The sequence below is a fragment of the Glaciimonas sp. PCH181 genome (assembly GCF_003056055.1).
GTDB lineage: Bacteria > Pseudomonadota > Gammaproteobacteria > Burkholderiales > Burkholderiaceae_D > Glaciimonas.
Genome location: NZ_PYFP01000002.1, coordinates 1,172,317 through 1,189,401, shown reverse-complemented (window position 1 = coordinate 1,189,401; position 17,085 = coordinate 1,172,317). Strand labels below are relative to the sequence as shown.

Genomic DNA, 17,085 nt, shown 5'->3' with positions numbered 1-17,085 from the left:
TTCCAATGAGGGGTGCAGTGAGTAATTCATCGACCGATGCAGGTTTTACGCCAATGCCAAAGCTTCTGGCGTTGAATCGCGGTCGAGGTACAGCGTGCAATTTGCGTGTGTACGCAATGATGTTGCCGGATTGATAGCATTAATTGGCGCATACAAAGCATTGCGCACAGCGTTAAGTTTGGCAGCGCCGGGCACGACACAAAACAACTCTGCCGCATCCAGCAGACGTGGGATGGTCAGTGTAATCGCTTGAGTCGGCACGTCGGCCAGTGTGGCAAAACAACCATCATCAACTTGTTGCTGCCGACATACGTCGTCCAAAGTCACAATTTTGACCGCATCCGGGTCATTAAAATCGGCGACATGAGGATCGTTGAAAGCCAGATGGCCGTTCACGCCGATGCCCAGACAGATCAGATCAATTGGCGCTTCGGCAAGTAATGCGGCATAGGTTTTTGCCGATGCGACAGGATCAGCGCCGGGCTGGATCAGGTGGACGTGGGCAAATGGCAAACAATTGAAAATGGCTTGTTGCAGCCAACTGGCGAATCGTTGCGGTGCGCCTTCCGCAAGGCCGACGTATTCGTCCATATGAAATGCCGTGACGCGAGACCAATCAATGCCGGGCTGTACCGCCAGCGCCGCCAGTGTTTCTTGCTGGCTACGCGCGGCGGCAAAAATCATACGCACGGTGTCTTTTTCTAGCAGATGACGCCGTAAAGCCGCCGCAATATCCGCCGCAGCGACGATGCCCATGGTCGTGCGATCGGTAAAAGTGTGGACGCGAATGCCGCCAAATGGTGTTTCAGAAGGGGAGGTCATGTGTAAATCCATTTCAAAGAAATGTCAAAATAGCGATTAAACGCCCGAGTAGGCAGAAAAACCGCCATCGATAGGCACCACGATGCCATTCACGAAACCGGACGCCTGACTGGAAGCAAGCCACAACAAGGTGCCAGTCAATTCGTGCGACTCGCCGAAGCGGCCCATCGGTGTGTGTTCCACAATTTTACGTGCACGATCCGTCAATACGCCGGTGTCAGCATCAATCAACAAAGTATGATTTTGTTGCGTCAGGAAAAATCCCGGCGCTAGCGCATTCACGCGAATCCCGGCTTTTGCAAAATGCACCGCCAGCCATTGCGTGAAATTACTCACCGCCGCCTTGGCACCACTATAAGCAGGAATTTTAGTCAGCGGGCGAAACGCGTTCATCGAAGAAATATTGATGATCGAGCAGTCTGCGCGCCCTAACATTTGCTGCGCGAAAACTTGTGTTGGTAGCAATGTGCCAAGAAAATTCAAGTTGAATACGAATTCGACCGCCTTCGGATCGAGATCGAAAAAAGTGGTCAGTGATGGATCATCAAGATCGCCGTCTTCCAGCCATTCTTTGCTGGTAGTGCCCTTCGGACTATTGCCGCCAGCGCCGTTCAGCAGCAAATCACAGGGACCGAATGCGGCAAGAACCTGCGCGGCAGCATTTTCGAGAGAGGCGCGGTCCAGCACGTTGGCCACCACGCCAATGGCTTGACCGCCCGCCGCGCGTAGGGCAGCGGCGTTGCGTTCGGCAGCGGCACCGTCGAGGTCAAGCAGTGCAACTTTAGCGCCGCAGGCCGCCAGCGCATGGCCGAACCCGGCGCACAAAACGCCGCCGCCGCCGGTCACCACCGCGACCTGGCCGCTCAAATCAATCTTAAATGGCAGTTTCATACAGCGTCCTCTGAGGCTGGCGGCTGATTTTTAGCTATCCCTTCCCATATACCGTTCAAATACACGGCTCCCAAAGCGCGGTCATATAGCCCGTAACCGGGTTTGCCAGTTTCGCCCCAGATCATGCGGCCGTGGTCGGGACGGGCATAGCCTTCAAAACCGGTTTCATGATAAGCCAGCAAGATTTCTGCCATGTCTAAAGAACCGTCGGCTGAGCGATGGCTGGTTTCATGAAAATCTCCGGCCTCATTCACGTGGACATTGCGCAAATGGGCGAAATGAATACGTCCTTTGCCAGCAAATTCGCGTACCAGACTGGCGACATCGTTCTTGTAGTCCGCGCCCAGCGATCCGGAGCAAAGCGTCAAACCGTTGGCTGGATGATCGACAATGGCCAGAAGTTGCGCCAGATCATCGCGATTCTTGACGATACGCGGCAGTCCAAAAATAGGCCGTGGCGGATCGTCGGGATGGATCGCCATTTTGATCGACGCTTCGGCCGCGACGGGAATAATCGCTTTCAGGAAATAGCTAAGATTGGCCCACAGCGCAGCCTCATCAACATCCCGATATTCGGCTAGCAACGCCTTTAATTGTGCTGGCTGATAGCTGGCATCCCAACCCGGCAGTTGCACGCCGGCGTCTGGATCGATGTTATCAATCGTGGCCGCATCGAAACCGAGTGTAGTGGAGCCGTCTGGCAATGGCATTTCTAGCGTTGTGCGGGTCCAATCGAAGACGGGCATAAAGTTATAGCAGACGACTTTGATACCGCATGCCGCCAGATTGCGCAGGGTTTGGCCGTAGTTGGCGATCAACGCATCCCGACCGGGTTTGCCTAATTTGATATCTTCATGAACGGGAACGCTTTCTACGACTTCAAACTTCAAACCGTGCATTTCAATACGTTCTTTGAGCGCCTGGATTTTCTCAATTGGCCAGGTTTCGCCAACAGGGACATCGTAAAGGGCGGAGACAATGCCGTACATGCCGGGAATCTGACGTATATAGGCCAGGCTCACGGGATCAGAGTCGCCAAACCAGCGAAAGGTCATTTTCATAAGGTCCTTTTCTTAAGGTAATATCCATCGAGTTTTTGATCTTTGACAACGTTGCAGATGGCATTTCCTACCGTCTTCCCGGGGAAGGATGGGTAATGCATGCCATAATACTGCCGCAGTCCGGTGGCCGGACCAATGGCAATTATATCCTGCAATTGCGTACATGGGTCTGGTGGCCGGACCAATTACAACAAAATGTTATTCAAGGGTTTCATTTTATAAAACACGTGCGATCGCTTAAGCTAGTCCGGTTGGGTCAATTTTCCTTTCCAGCGTGCATTTTTTGCCCGCTGTTAGTTGGAGGAAACGATTTTCCGGTTCGCATTCATCACTTTGGAAAATGATCATGGTTACACTGCCGACGTTAAAAGTTAAGCGTCTTTACCGTCAAATCTCAGAACTGCTTATCCAAAAAATCAAAGACGGCGAATTTAAAGCTGGCGATTCGCTGCCGTCCGAGCGCGATCTTGCGCAACAGTTAGGGGTCAGTCGGTCGTCTGTGCGCGAGGCGCTGATTGCGCTGGAAATAGCCGGATGGGTCGACATTCGCACCGGTCACGGCGTGTTTGTCTGTGATCAGGACGCAGAGCCGAATCCGCCCGAAGCGCTGACCAGCGTCGGTGTAGAAGAGTTATTAACGGCGCGCGCGTTAATTGAATGCGAGACCGCCAGACTGGCCGCCAAGAACGCCACCCCCGCACAATTGGCAGAGCTTGCGCAACTGATGGACGATCTTGAATGCGAACCAGAAAACACCAGCAAATTTCTGACGCTCGATAAGCATTTACATGTGCTGATCGGAGAAATGGCCGACAACTCTGTGTTGTCTGAATTCATCGAGATTTTATGGACTAAACGTCACGATCAACTGTTTGCGCAGTTTGAAAATCGGTTTGGCGGCAAAGTCCTTTCCATTGCGATGAATCACGACCACCGTAAGATTTGCGATGCCATTATTAATCGCGATCCGGCTGCTGCAAAAAAAGCCATGCAAGCGCATATAGCCCACGTGCATAAGAGCTTTTTTATGGAAAGTGCCTCCATCGCCTCGCCAAAGATTGCTGCGGAAAAAGCGCGTCGTAGCGAAAAGGAGGTTTGAAAGCGCTGCCGTTTAACGTCATTCTTTCTGTGCCCTCACTCCAAAGAAAGTACAAATCCCCATGGCAGCAAACCTGAATCTGCGATTGTCGCGCTGGATGGGCCTGATGTTTTTTTCCTCCGGTGCAGCGGCGCTGGTGTATCAGGTGTTGTTTGCTAAAGAATTGGCGTTAGTTTTCGGCAGTACCGCCGCTGCGACCTTTACGGTACTAGCGACTTTTTTGGGCGGAATGGCGATCGGCTCATTGATCGGCGGCGCAGTAGCAGCACGTTTATCGAGAACGATCGGGGCTTCCGTAGCGCGACCGGTAGTGGTGTATGCCTTGGTTGAGTTAGTCATCGGCGTGTATTGCGTGGCGACGCCGGGACTATTTTTAGCGATTCAGAAAGTCTATGTATTTTTAGCCGCGGATTTGTCGCCTGCGGACCCGGCGTTGCTGGTGTTACGCGTGGAGTTGGGGGCGGGTGTGCTGTTGGTGCCGACAGTATTGATGGGTGTCACGTTGCCTTTGCTGGCGCAAGCATTGAACCCGCTCGGCGACCGTTTGGGAAAAGCCGTGGCATGGTTATACGCATGCAATACGGCGGGGCGGCGCTTGGTGCCTTATTGACTAGCTATGCTGTGATTCCATTTTTTGGCGCACGCATGACAACATTGATTGCAGCGCTGCTTAATTTGCTGGTCGCGTTAGCGGCGCTGGAACTTGCCAGACGTATGAGAGCGGCGTCGCTGATTTCTCGCGCACCTGCCGCTTCTGTAGCGGCGAACGCTGGTATTGCCACTGCGCTGTTCTCTGGCGGCGGCTCGCGCATGCTTGCTGGCGCATGGCTTGCCCTCGGTCTGGGCGGCGTACTTTCTCTCGGGCTTGAGGTGATCTACGTGCATTTACTGTCTATTGTCGCCGGCAATAGACAGTAAATGCTTTCGGCCTGATGTTGGCAACTTTTCTGGTCGGGTTGGCAATCGGCGGCGAATGTGGGCGAAGACTGATGCGGCGCATGCGCAGGCTTCTCCCGCCGTCATGGCACGGCTTGATGCATCGCCGCAAATGCAGTCGGTGCATGAGCTGGCCGGGCGAACTTTTGCTAGTATTGCAGGAGACTTATTGCTATCACCGCGACAGATCGATGCTTTGCTGGACCCGCTGGGTGTGCATCGTGAACGGTGGATTTCTACCGATAACAATTTGAAGCTGGAATACAGTACACCGAAGGCAAACGCTAACCCGCCGGATCGATCGTTTGAGGTGAATTTGAGGCTTTTGCGTACTGCGCAGAAATGAGGCCGGTATTTCGCCATTATTTCTTATTCCGAAAATGCGGTATTAAATACTTGCCGGTGGAGAGTGGATGAGCGAAAAGTTTTTGATATTACAGACCGGGTAGAGGAATTTGTCTTGCCGATGACCGATGCTCTAATTCTAAAGCTAGACATATCCACAGTTTATATTGGCCTCTATATCACTTGGAGTTTTTCGGAATTAATGCAAATGACGATGCCTCCGGTATTTAATGGGAGGCATCATTCACCGTCGTAATATTTTATGAAGTTTTGTGGCGCACTCACGCTTATCGCCACGCAATACTAGGGCATTACTTCCCGATACAAAATCGCGAAAAAATCACGCCCAGCAAATCGTCCGGCGTAAACACTCCCGTAATGCTGTTCAATTTATCCTGCGCCAAACGTAATTCTTCGGCAAATAAATCCAGCGACTGATCGTTAACGGTGTTGTCGATGGTGGCGTGATCGGCGGCGATTTGTAGGTGGTCGCGGGCGGCTTTTAGGGCGATCAGATGGCGTTCGCGTGCCAGGTAACGGGACTCGCCGGTTTGCTGCCAGCCTGCAATACGCAGTAACTCTGCGCGTAGCAGATCGATGCCGAGATGGTCTGTTGCCGAGATATAAATGTGGGTCGCATCGCCCATGAGGTCGACCGCAGGTCTGTGTCCGGATTGGTCGATTTTGTTCCAGATGCTGATGATGGGCGCGTTTTGTGGAAAGCGGGCCAGGATTTTTTCGTCCGCGAATGAGGGGCCGTGATTGGCATCCAGCATATGCAGAATAACGTCAGCTTTGGCGACCGCTGCCCACGTACGTTCGATGCCGATACGCTCGACTTCATCGTTGGCATCTTCCGCATCGCGGATACCGGCGGTGTCGATAATATTTAGCGGAATACCCTCGAGCTGAATGGTTTCTGTCACCTTGTCGCGGGTGGTGCCAGCGATGGGCGTGACGATCGCAACATCCGAGCCGGCCAGTGCATTTAACAGCGACGATTTGCCGACGTTGGGTTGGCCTGCCAGCACAATATTCAAGCCGTCACGTAGCAATGCGCCTTGCGCGGCCTGACTAAAGACGTGATCGAGGGTCGTGCGGATTCTTTCCAATTGGCCGCGTGCATCGGATTTTTCGAGGAAATCAATTTCTTCTTCGGGAAAATCAAGCGTTGCTTCCACCAACATGCGCAGATTGATTACCTGCTCGACCAAGCTATGAATGACTTTGGAGAACGCGCCTGAGAGCGATTCCGATGCGGATTTGGCGGCGGCTTCGGTCGATGCTTCGATCAAGTCGGCGACCGCTTCGGCTTGCGCCAGATCAAGTTTATCGTTGAGGAAGGCGCGTTGCGTGAATTCGCCCGGCTCTGCCATGCGCAGACCGATATCATGTCCGGCTTCCAGACAGCGCGCCAACAACATTTGTAATACGACTGGTCCGCCGTGACCTTGCAGTTCCAGTACGTCCTCGCCAGTGTAAGAGTGCGGGCCCTTGAAATAGATTGCCAGACCTTGATCAATGATGCTGTCGTCAGCATTTTTAAACGATAAATAAGTGGCGTGACGCGGGATCAGTTTAGTTTCATCAAGACCGCAAACAGCTTGAATAATTGGACCGAGATGTTGACCGGATACACGAACAACGCCAATGCCGCCGCGACCGGGCGCAGTGGCAATTGCAGCAATGGGAGAGGAATCTAATGACATAAAATGATTTTACGTTTGATATCCGATTGAGAGTGCGTTAAAGAAACAAAAAAGCCCGTGAATCTGCATTCACGGGCTTTTTTACGACAGTCAGTAAAACGCGCTGAGGTTTATTGCGCGCTTTCCATCCTTTTAGTAATTACCCATTGCTGTGCAATCGACAGCACGTTATTGGTAATCCAGTACAGCACCAGGCCAGAAGGGAAGAAGAAGAACATGACCGAGAAAATGAGTGGCATGAACATCATTACCTTCGCTTGCATTGGATCAGGCGGTTTCGGATTCAGCTTAGTCTGGATGAACATCGATATCGCCATGACGACCGGCAAGATATAGAACGGATCCGGTGCAGCCAAATCATGAATCCAGCCTAACCATGGAGCGTTACGCATTTCGACGCTGGCCAGCAATACCCAGTACAACGAAATAAAGACCGGAATCTGAATCACGATAGGAAGACAGCCGCCGAGTGGATTGATCTTCTCGGTTTTGTAGAGCTGCATCATTTCCTGATTCATCTTTTGCGGCTCGCCTTTATGACGTTCGCGAATCGCGGTCATCTTCGGCGTGACTTTTTTCATCTTCGCCATACTGCGATAGCTAGCAGCCGACAACGGGAAGAAGAACAGTTTGATCAACACCGTCAACGCGATGATGGTCCAACCCCAGTTACCGAGGACTTTGTGGATCTGCGTCATCAACCAGAAAATCGGTTTGGCGATGATAGTCAGCCAGCCATAGTCTTTGACCAGTTCCAGACCCGGCGCAGTTGCTTCCAGTACAGCAGATTCTTCAGGACCTGAGAACAGACGTGCATCCATCGTTACGCTAGCACCCGGGGCAATCGTTCCGAGGGGCAGAATATTACCGACGGCGTACAGATTGGTAGCCACTTTTTTGGTGAAAATTTCACGCGGTGCTTTGTCTTGCGGAATGAACGCCGAGACAAAATAATGCTGCATGATGGCGAACCAGCCGTCGTCAGACTTGGTGGCGTGCTCTGCCTTATTTTCTTCAATTTTTTCGAAAGCAAACTTCTGGAACTTGTTCGCATCGGTGTAAACCGCGGCACCGGTAAAGGTGTTGACGAAGCGTTGTTCGCCAGCCGGTTTGTTACCGTCACGCACCAGTTGCAAGTACAGCGAAGGCGTGATTGGCGCACCGCTTTCGTTGGTGATCGTGTGCTTTACATCAATCGAGTAATCGCCGCGTTTGAACGTGAACGTTTTGATCAGCTTGACGCCGCCCTGAGTCGACTCCAGCACCAGTTGTACCTGTTTGCCGTTGTCCAGCGTGCGGGCACCTGGCAAAGCGACAAAGGTTGACTTGTGATTAGGGAAGTTGCCGCCGATTAAGCCAGTGTCGGCCAGATAAATCCGGCTGGCACTAGAATCAAACAACACCAGATTCTTGGTCGGATCAACCGTGTCGCGTTGCGTTAGCAATTCGAGACGTTTCAACTGACCGCCAACCGTATCGATATCGGCTTTGACGACATCGGTGGTGATGGTGATCGTTTCACCCTTGGCGGCAGGTGCCGCGTCAGGTACTGCGCTAGCTGGCGCAGCAGTACCGGCAGCGTTAACGCCTTGCGGTACATCGCTGCTGGTTGCGCCAATTGCCGCGGCAGCAGGTGCAGAGCCGGCAGCACCTGCACCAGCGGCGGGTGCCGTTGGCGTCGCGCTTGGAAAAAACATCGAGGCATTGCCATTATGTCGTTGCCAGCTATCCCAAAGGAACAGCAGCGACAGTGAAAATACAACCCACAGGACGGTACGTTTGATATCCATAAGAGTAGTTCTCTATGATTCAGGTGTGACTGCAACCGCATGGTCGATCAGCGGAAGTTGCAGAGGGTTTGGCAGAGGAGGCAGACGAAGATGGCGGAACCGGATCAAATCCTCCGGTATGCCAGGGATGACATTTTCCAAGGCGACACGCAGCCAGAAAGCTGCCCTTCAAGGCGCCATGTGTACGGATTGCTTCAGCAGCGTAGTCGGAACAACTCGGATAAAAACGACAGTTCTGGCCCAGAAACGGGCTAATTCCCAATTTGTAGCATCGCAACAGGAACAGTAAAGTCGCTTTCATGATTGCTTTTCCGCGTCTTCTTTTGGAACACTTAAGATGCGCATAGCATGTCCATCGTTACGCCTTGGTCACAACGCGCTGTGATGCGAATAGCTGTAGCAATTCGCTTCGTAGCTCACGCTTTAAACGTGCTGTCGTGGCAGGGCCTGCCTTGGTGTTTACCGGTTTCGATAAACGCACAATGCAGTCAATGGGTGGCAAAGACGTCAGGCGAAACAGCTCTCGCGTAACCCGTTTAACGGTATTACGCGTGGCAGCCCGCGGTGCTAGTCGTTTTGCTGCAACAACGCCTAATCGCGCCTTGGCATCCGGCAACGGATTAACACGCGTGTACAGAACGAAATGGGCTGTCCGATAGACTGGGCGCAAACGAAAAACGGATGAAAATTCATCCGTTTTAACGATGCGTCGGTCACGGGGAAAGCCCAGGGCAGAACTCTGTGAAGAGATCTCTGAACGGTCGCCTGTCACGCAAGCTGCGCCGGGTGAACGGCTTAAGCTGCTAGACGTTTGCGGCCTTTGGCGCGACGTGCATTCAGCACAGCGCGACCACCACGGGTTGCCATACGTGCGCGGAAGCCGTGGGTACGTTTACGGCGCACAACGGAAGGTTGATAAGTACGTTTCATTATGGTCTCGCTAATCAGCAGAAATAAATCGGATCTTTACACTTTGCGCGTTGCCTGCTGTTCGATCTGGCCCGCACCACATTAATGTGTTTAATACAGCGTCGGCGCAGTCAATTCAGGCAGCCAGGATTGCAATCTCGCAATTCAACGGGCAGTGAACCTTGGATTAGAACGCATTTTCCGCTTGTTTGTCAATCACTTAGCGTATTTTTGATGTGCAGCCCTGTAGCCCTGCACACAGAAAAGTAAACGCCGTGCCTGTGGATAACTTTGCCGAGCAAGGGTAGAATAGCGACTTATTGTGGCATGTGTGCGCTCTTATAGCGATATCTTCAGAGCCTGTTGTTGGCCTGTAACGAATAGCCATCCGTGAAGCAAAGAGCAGCGCAGAAATCGATATTTACTCGTGTAAATAATGAAAATCGAGCCGCGCATAAGCCTTAATCATGGGGGACGCCGAGTCTGTGCAGTAAATTTCAGGTCGCTTTTTAAAAGCTCGGCCTGATGCGCAATGATCTCCCTTCCACACCCTTTCACTAAGACGATTCATGGAAAATTTCTGGCAAAGTTGCTCCGCCCAGCTGGAGCAGGAGTTGACGCCGCAACAATTTAGCGCGTGGATAAAACCGCTTTCTCCTATTGATTATGAGGATGGACGGTTACGCATTGCCGCGCCGAATCGATTTAAGCTCGATTGGGTCAAAACGCAGTTTGCTAGCCGCATCACGACGTTGGCAGCAGAATTTTGGGAAATGCCAATAGACGTGCAGTTTATGCTGGACCCGCGAACTAATGTTGCCCGTAAGCCAAGTGTTTCTACCATGCCGGTTGCATTGGATGGTGCGCATCCGAACCCATCGCCAGCATTTTCCAATGGTGGCATGAGCAACAACAACGGTAATAGTCACTATGATCGCATGCCGGATACGCAGGCTGAATCGAGTGCGGTCATCGCGCGCCGCGACCAGTCGCGTATCAATACTGAACTAAGTTTTGACAGTTTTGTGACCGGAAAAGCTAACCAGTTAGCCCGCGCCGCGGCGATTCAGGTCGCAAATAATCCGGGCGTTTCGTATAACCCGCTCTTCCTTTATGGCGGTGTTGGCCTCGGTAAAACCCATCTGATTCACGCTATCGGTAATCAGCTTCTGGCCGATAATCCTTCGTCGAAAATTCGCTACATCCATGCAGAACAGTACGTTCGCGACGTAGTGACCGCTTACCAACGTAAAGGTTTTGACGATTTCAAGCGGTACTATCATTCGCTAGATTTATTGCTGATCGATGATATTCAATTCTTCGGTGGCAAGAGTCGCACCCAAGAAGAATTCTTTTACGCATTCGAAGCTTTAATTGCCGCAAAGAAACAAATTATTATCACCAGTGATACTTATCCAAAAGAAATCACCGGCATGGATGATCGTTTGATTTCCCGCTTCGATTCCGGTCTGACCGTCGCGATAGAGCCGCCTGAACTTGAAATGCGCGTGGCTATTTTGCTTAAAAAAGCGGCATCCGAAGGCGTTACATTCTCCGACGATGTAGCCTTTTTTGTCGCCAAACATCTGCGTTCCAACGTCCGCGAACTGGAAGGCGCGCTGCGTAAAATCCTGGCTTATTCCCGTTTCCATGGTAAAGACATCACGATTGATATCGTCAAGGATGCGCTGAAAGATCTGCTATCTGTGCAGAATCGCCAGATTTCCGTCGAAAATATCCAGAAAACAGTCGCCGACTTCTTCAATATCAAAGTCGCGGATATGTATTCCAAAAAACGCCCCGCGAATATCGCCCGGCCACGTCAGATTGCGATGTATCTGGCCAAAGAACTCACCCAAAAGAGCTTGCCAGAAATTGGGGAATTGTTCGGCGGACGCGATCACACCACGGTTTTACACGCGGTGCGCAAGATCGCCGGTGATCGGACTAAAAATCCCGAATGTAATCACGAATTGCACGTATTGGAGCAAACCTTAAAAGGTTAATTTTTCAATATGCAATTGTGACGTCGATGAGTACTAGAAATGCTTGCCAGCCTGTGGATAACATTACGCGTCGACATTATTACGACACGATAAGTGTGGTTTTTTTGTGCAGTACAAACGGGTAGAAGTACGCATAAGTTATCTGGTTGAAATGTTGGTTGAATGTCAGTGTGATCGTAAAAGTGATAAATAATCAGGCATTTAACCTTAGATTTGATCGCGATGTCATTCGTAAGTAGTCGAATTAAGTTACATTGATAGACTGGTTCAAGGCCCACTAAGATTGGGTAAAATGAAGCGATATTTGTTGAATTTCAGATAATAAGGATATAGCTATGCAATTGGTCAAAACCCACCGAGATACTCTTCTCCGGCCACTGCAGATCGTGAGCGGTATTGTCGAGCGTCGGCACACATTGCCGATTCTGGCCAATATCCTCATACGCAAGGACGGCGAAAAAGTTTCTTTTCTATCAACTGACATTGAAGTGCAAATTACGACCAATGCAAATGTCGGTAGCGGTGCTGAAGTTGCCGCCACCACCGTCGCTGCCCGTAAGCTGCTCGATATTCTGCGCGCGTTGCCAGAATCCGGCGAAGTGTCGTTAACATTAAGCAACAAGCGCATGACGGTGCAATCCGGCAAATCGCGTTTCGCGCTGCAAACACTGGCCGCCGAAGAGTTTCCGACAGTTGCCCAGGCTGAGCATTACAACGCAACGGTCACGCTGCCGCAAAAGACGCTCAAGCATTTGTTCAATATGGTCCATTTTTCGATGGCGCAGCAGGACATTCGTTACTACCTCAACGGCCTGTTATTAGTGCTGGATGGCAACAACGTGATCGCCGTCGCCACCGATGGTCACCGTCTGGCATTTTGCCAAGTAGCGACAGAGCAAGAATTCGCACGGCAGGAAGTCATCATTCCGCGCAAAACCATCATCGAACTACAACGTTTGTTAGAAGAAACCGACGAGCCAGTTCAACTAGAAATCGCCAACAATCAGGTCAAACTATCGTTTGCCGATATCGAACTGATTTCGAAACTGGTAGAAGGCAAATTCCCGGATTACACCCGCGTAGTACCTAAAGGTTACAAGAACGATTTCACCATCGGCCGGGATCGTTTGCTGCGCTCGTTGCAACGCGCCGCCATTATGACCAGCGACAAGTTCAAGGGCGTGCGCTGGGTCGTTACCCCAGGCAGCCTGAAAATCAGCTCGACCAATGCCGATCAGGAAGAGGCGATTGAAGAACTAGAAATCGACTACGGCGGCGACAGTGTCGACATTGGTTTCAACGTCACTTATTTGCTCGACGTGCTCAACAACCTCAAGGGCGACAACGTTAATATTGCCCTTGGCGATGCTAATTCATCTGCATTAATCACCGTGCCAGAAAACGCCGACTTTAAATACGTCGTTATGCCGATGCGTATTTAATTTTTGCATAAGCAAGTCGATCTAATCATTAAACCCGTCATAAATCGCGTTAAACAGTGTATATCGTGAATAAAGGGGCTTCGGCCCCTTAGTCACATTTAAGAAATCCCCCAGCTGCGGGTATACTGGTCTGTTTCGTAAAGAATTGAACATAAAAGCGTCTTTTTCCTCCATGCGTCGTTCCAAATCCCATAGCGATAGTTCTGCTATCACTGCGGTTTGTAATTAGCCTGATCAGAAAATCCACCATTTTTGTTAGTTCATCCGATTAGCAGATCATTAGCTTGGATTCATGTTTTTGTAGCAGTTTATTCAGAAGGTAGCCATGTCATCAATCCCTCAAGACAACACCAATCAGCCGCCACCAAATGCGTACGGCGCGTCCTCAATTCAGATCCTCGAAGGTCTGGAAGCAGTACGAAAACGTCCGGGGATGTACATCGGCGACACTTCAGACGGCACCGGCTTGCATCATCTGGTGTTTGAAGTTCTGGACAACTCCATCGACGAATCGTTAGCCGGTCATTGCACCGAAATCAACGTCACGATCCATTCTGATAATTCGATTTCCGTCACCGACAATGGCCGTGGCGTCCCCACCGGCATCAAGTTTGACGACAAGCACGAACCTAAGCGCAGCGCAGCCGAAATCGTCATGACCGAGTTGCACGCTGGCGGTAAATTCGATCAAAACTCTTATAAAGTTTCCGGCGGTTTGCATGGCGTGGGCGTTTCTTGCGTCAACGGTTTGTCCAAGTTATTGAAGCTCACCATCCGTCGCGATGGCAAAGTCCATTTCATGGAATTCGTACGCGGCGTACCGCAAAATCGTGACATCGAAACCATAGACGGCATGATCGTATCGCCCATCAAAGTCATTGGCGACACCGACAAGCGCGGTACGGAAGTGCACTTCTGGGCCGACGAAGAAATTTTTACACACGTCGAATTCCACTACGAAATTCTAGCCAAGCGTATCCGCGAATTATCGTTCCTGAACAACGGTGTGCGTATCAAACTGACCGATCAACGCACCGGCAAAGAAGAACTTTTCGCGTTCGAAGGCGGCACACGCGGTTTCGTTGAATACATCAACAAAAACAAAAGCGTATTGCACCCAACGATTTTTCAGGCGACAGGCGAAAAAGAAGGCGTCACAGTCGACGTCTCCATGCAATGGAATGACGCCTATAACGAGCAAGTATTATGCTTCACCAATAACATCCCGCAACGCGACGGCGGTACCCATCTCACCGGCCTGCGTGCAGCGATGACTCGTGTACTGAACAAGTACATCGAAGAACATGATTTCGCCAAACGCGCCAAAGTCGAAACCAGCGGCGACGACATGCGCGAGGGCCTGACTTGCGTGTTATCAGTCAAAGTCCCTGAGCCAAAATTCAGTTCGCAAACCAAAGACAAACTTGTCTCCAGCGAAGTGCGTTTGCCGGTCGAAGAAATTGTCGCCAGAACACTCAGCGACTATCTGCAAGAAAAACCAAACGACGCCAAAATCATCTGCGGCAAAATCGTCGAAGCTGCACGTGCCCGTGATGCAGCGCGTAAAGCGCGTGAGCTGACCCGTCGTAAAGGCGTGATGGATGGCCTCGGTTTATCCTCCAAACTTGCCGATTGCCAGGAAAAAGATCCCGCATTATGCGAACTTTACATCGTCGAGGGTGACTCTGCGGGCGGTTCAGCCAAGCAAGGCCGCGACCGTAAATTTCAGGCGATTCTGCCATTGCGCGGTAAAGTCTTGAACGTCGAAAAAGCACGCTTCGAAAAAATGCTATCGTCAGAGCAGATCACGACCTTGATCGCGACGCTAGGCACCAGCATCGGCCCGGACGAATTCAATGCCGACAAACTGCGTTATCACCGCATCATCATCATGACCGATGCAGACGTCGATGGTGCCCACATCCGCACGCTGCTGCTGACATTGTTCTATCGTCAAATGCCGCAACTGGTTGAGCGCGGCCACATCTACATCGCGCAACCGCCACTGTACAAAGTCAAGCACGGCAAAGACGAACGCTATCTCAAAGATGACGTTGAAGAAGTTCAATACATGATGCAGGTCGCGCTCAATGACGCCTCGCTAGTCCCGAGTTCAGGCACCGATCCGATCAGCGGCCCGGCCCTGACAGAACTGGTTCGTCAATACAACACCGCCAACGCCATCATCACGCGCCTGACCCGCGCCATCGACGGCGCTGCCCTCACCGCCATCATGACTGGCGTCACGCTAGAACTAGACACCGTTGAAAATGCCGAATTATCCGCGCAAGCACTCACCAAAGAAATCGGTGATCCTGCGGTCAACGTCATCGTCAAATCCGATGAACTGACAGAAAAGCATCAACTGCGGATTCAACGGATGTACCACGGCAATATCAAAGCCAGCGTTATCGACAGCGACTTCGTCACCAGCTCCGACTACAAAGTACTATGCAACGCCGCCGCCACCTTCAAAGGTCTGATCGGTCCGGGTGCAATGGTCCGTCGCGGCACCGGTGAAAAAGTAAAAGAATTCGCCATTGCCGATTTCCACCAAGCCATGGCCTGGCTACGCGACGAAGCAGAACGCGGCGTCAGCAAACAGCGCTACAAAGGACTGGGTGAAATGAACCCAAGCCAACTATGGGAAACCACAATGGACCCAACCGTGCGCCGCCTGCTAAAAGTACAGATCGACGACGCGATTGCCGCGGATCAAATCTTTATGACGTTGATGGGCGACGACGTTGAACCACGGCGCGCGTTTATTGAGTTGAATGCGTTGCAGGCTGGGAATATTGATGTTTGATGGTTTTAGCTGTACCCATCAACTGGCAGTTTGAGAACGATAAACTGACAAAGGTGGGCTGCGGAAAAGCAATTAGACGTGGTGCCGCTGAATCTTTTGAGCCACGTCTGTTGTGCTGAAAACCTTGATCATCAGAGTTTAAAAAGCTCGTGCACCGCTAACTGGATGCACGAGCTTTTTTATTTCAGGCAAGCCTGGGACTGTTCAGGGATTTGTTAAAGCATCCCGGGTGGTACACCCTGCGGCGAACCTGAGGGCACTAGCGCAGTCATACCGGAGTCATGACTTGCCCTAGGAGGAAGGAACCAGCTTGTCTTGCGTCTTGAGGTCGAAGTCGCTGGCGTCGTGGCGCTCGAGGAGCTGGCCGGACGGCTCGCCCCAGGCACGGTTGACCTTGCGGCCGCGCTCCACGGCTGGGCGCAGGGCAATCTCGTCAGTCCAGCGTAGCACATGCTTGTACTCGTGCACGCTGAGGAACTCGCCTGCCTCGTAGAGGTGGCCTTTGACCAGCGCGCCATACCACGGCCAAACCGCCATGTCCGCGATGGTATAGTCGTTGCCCGCCAGGAAGCGATGCTCTGACAGCCGACGCTCCAATACATCAAGCTGGCGTTTGACTTCCATCGCGTAGCGGTTGATCGGGTACTCAAACTTTTCAGGTGCGTAAGCATAGAAATGACCAAAGCCTCCGCCCAGAAAGGGCGCACTGCCCATTTGCCAGAATAGCCAGGACAAGCATTCGGCGCGCGCCGCGCCGCTGGCGGGCAGGAAGGCACCAAACTTCTCGGCCAGGTACTGCAGAATGGCTCCGGATTCGAATATCCGCACCGGTGTTTCGCCACTGTGGTCCACGAGAGCTGGAATCTTGGAGTTGGGGTTGGCACCAACAAATCCACTGCCGAACTGGTCGCCATCGTTGATGCGAATCAGCCAAGCGTCGTACTCGGCACCGCCGTGGCCCAGGGCCAGCAACTCTTCAAGCATGATCGTTACTTTGACGCCATTGGGTGTGGCGAGCGAATAAAGCTGCAACGGATGGCGTCCCACCTGCAGGTTTTTGTCATGCGTGGCACCAGCAACAGGCCGGTTGATGCTGGCAAACTTGCCGCCGCTTTCCTTATCCCAGGACCAGACGTTGGGTGGGGTGTACAAGTTTTCGCTACTCATTAGATAGGCTCCATAATGTCGCGTAGTTTCTGGTGCAGAATATTGCTTAGTGTAACCGGTAAGTAAAAATGCATACTCGGCCGAAGATTTATGCTGGCG

General features: G+C 51.7%; 16 protein-coding genes. 7 read left to right on the top strand and 9 right to left on the bottom strand.

Annotated elements, in window-relative coordinates; genetic code table 11:
- Nucleotides 1–45: 45 nt before the first annotated feature.
- The 3 genes from C7W93_RS18590 to uxuA are packed head-to-tail and all read right to left on the bottom strand — an operon-like array spanning nucleotide 46 to nucleotide 2,774.
- Complete coding sequence (locus tag C7W93_RS18590; RefSeq protein ID WP_201747290.1) at nucleotides 46–822, bottom strand: 6-phosphogluconolactonase; 777 nt, start codon at nucleotides 820–822, stop codon at nucleotides 46–48.
- A gap of 36 nt (nucleotides 823–858) precedes the next feature.
- A complete protein-coding gene (locus C7W93_RS18585; RefSeq protein ID WP_108441738.1) occupies nucleotides 859–1,713 on the bottom strand; it encodes an SDR family oxidoreductase in 855 nt (284 codons plus the stop codon).
- Nucleotides 1,710–2,774 carry a mannonate dehydratase gene (gene uxuA, locus C7W93_RS18580; RefSeq protein WP_108441737.1) on the bottom strand — a complete coding sequence of 355 codons (1,065 nt, stop codon included), beginning with the start codon at nucleotides 2,772–2,774 and terminating at the stop codon, nucleotides 1,710–1,712. The genes C7W93_RS18585 and uxuA overlap by 4 nt, the downstream gene beginning before the upstream one ends.
- 346 nt (nucleotides 2,775–3,120) lie before the next feature.
- Here uxuA and C7W93_RS18570 point away from each other — a divergent pair, with 346 nt between their 5' ends.
- The 4 genes from C7W93_RS18570 to C7W93_RS18555 all read left to right on the top strand — a co-directional run bounded on the left by C7W93_RS18570 (nucleotide 3,121) and on the right by C7W93_RS18555 (nucleotide 5,155).
- A complete protein-coding gene (locus C7W93_RS18570; RefSeq protein WP_108442214.1) occupies nucleotides 3,121–3,873 on the top strand; it encodes a FadR/GntR family transcriptional regulator in 753 nt (250 codons plus the stop codon).
- A 61-nt stretch (nucleotides 3,874–3,934) separates the two neighbouring features.
- Nucleotides 3,935–4,483: a hypothetical protein gene (locus C7W93_RS18565; protein WP_108441735.1), complete on the top strand. Its 549-nt coding sequence runs from the start codon at nucleotides 3,935–3,937 to the stop codon at nucleotides 4,481–4,483.
- Nucleotides 4,435–4,791: a hypothetical protein gene (locus C7W93_RS18560; RefSeq protein WP_146177584.1), complete on the top strand. Its 357-nt coding sequence runs from the start codon at nucleotides 4,435–4,437 to the stop codon at nucleotides 4,789–4,791. Before C7W93_RS18565 ends, C7W93_RS18560 begins: the two co-directional genes overlap by 49 nt.
- Nucleotides 4,792–4,846: 55 nt before the next feature.
- The gene (locus C7W93_RS18555; RefSeq protein ID WP_108441733.1) at nucleotides 4,847–5,155 is read left to right on the top strand and encodes a hypothetical protein; all 309 of its coding nucleotides are present in this window, start codon (nucleotides 4,847–4,849) and stop codon (nucleotides 5,153–5,155) included.
- 310 nt (nucleotides 5,156–5,465) lie between these two features.
- Here the strand turns inward: C7W93_RS18555 and mnmE are convergent, their stop codons facing one another.
- From mnmE to rpmH, 5 genes are all read right to left on the bottom strand, one after another.
- Nucleotides 5,466–6,863, bottom strand: coding sequence for a tRNA uridine-5-carboxymethylaminomethyl(34) synthesis GTPase MnmE (mnmE, locus tag C7W93_RS18550; protein ID WP_108441732.1), 1,398 nt, complete (start codon nucleotides 6,861–6,863; stop codon nucleotides 5,466–5,468).
- 110 nt (nucleotides 6,864–6,973) lie between these two features.
- Nucleotides 6,974–8,653 carry a membrane protein insertase YidC gene (gene yidC / locus C7W93_RS18545; protein WP_108441731.1) on the bottom strand — a complete coding sequence of 560 codons (1,680 nt, stop codon included), beginning with the start codon at nucleotides 8,651–8,653 and terminating at the stop codon, nucleotides 6,974–6,976.
- A 19-nt stretch (nucleotides 8,654–8,672) separates the two neighbouring features.
- Entirely contained in the window at nucleotides 8,673–8,954 is a 282-nt protein-coding gene (gene yidD, locus C7W93_RS18540) for a membrane protein insertion efficiency factor YidD (RefSeq protein WP_108441730.1), read from the bottom strand.
- Nucleotides 8,955–9,011: 57 nt separating this feature from the next.
- Nucleotides 9,012–9,425 carry a ribonuclease P protein component gene (locus C7W93_RS18535; RefSeq protein ID WP_108441729.1) on the bottom strand — a complete coding sequence of 138 codons (414 nt, stop codon included), beginning with the start codon at nucleotides 9,423–9,425 and terminating at the stop codon, nucleotides 9,012–9,014.
- A 23-nt stretch (nucleotides 9,426–9,448) separates the two neighbouring features.
- On the bottom strand, nucleotides 9,449–9,583 hold the full coding sequence (gene rpmH, locus C7W93_RS18530) for a 50S ribosomal protein L34 (RefSeq protein WP_061535510.1): 135 nt from the start codon (nucleotides 9,581–9,583) through the stop codon (nucleotides 9,449–9,451).
- Nucleotides 9,584–10,131: 548 nt separating this feature from the next.
- On the opposite strand from rpmH, the gene dnaA reads away from it, so the two are divergent.
- From dnaA to gyrB, 3 genes are all read left to right on the top strand, one after another.
- Nucleotides 10,132–11,568 (top strand): chromosomal replication initiator protein DnaA, encoded by a 1,437-nt coding sequence (dnaA, locus tag C7W93_RS18525; protein ID WP_108441728.1) that lies wholly within the window; start codon nucleotides 10,132–10,134, stop codon nucleotides 11,566–11,568.
- Nucleotides 11,569–11,903: 335 nt separating this feature from the next.
- Nucleotides 11,904–13,010: a DNA polymerase III subunit beta gene (dnaN, locus tag C7W93_RS18520; protein ID WP_108441727.1), complete on the top strand. Its 1,107-nt coding sequence runs from the start codon at nucleotides 11,904–11,906 to the stop codon at nucleotides 13,008–13,010.
- Nucleotides 13,011–13,335: 325 nt separating this feature from the next.
- A complete protein-coding gene (gene gyrB, locus C7W93_RS18515) occupies nucleotides 13,336–15,819 on the top strand; it encodes a DNA topoisomerase (ATP-hydrolyzing) subunit B (protein WP_108441726.1) in 2,484 nt (827 codons plus the stop codon).
- A 291-nt stretch (nucleotides 15,820–16,110) separates the two neighbouring features.
- Here the strand turns inward: gyrB and yghU are convergent, their stop codons facing one another.
- Entirely contained in the window at nucleotides 16,111–16,986 is an 876-nt protein-coding gene (gene yghU / locus C7W93_RS18510; protein ID WP_108441725.1) for a glutathione-dependent disulfide-bond oxidoreductase, read from the bottom strand.
- Nucleotides 16,987–17,085 lie beyond the last annotated feature (99 nt).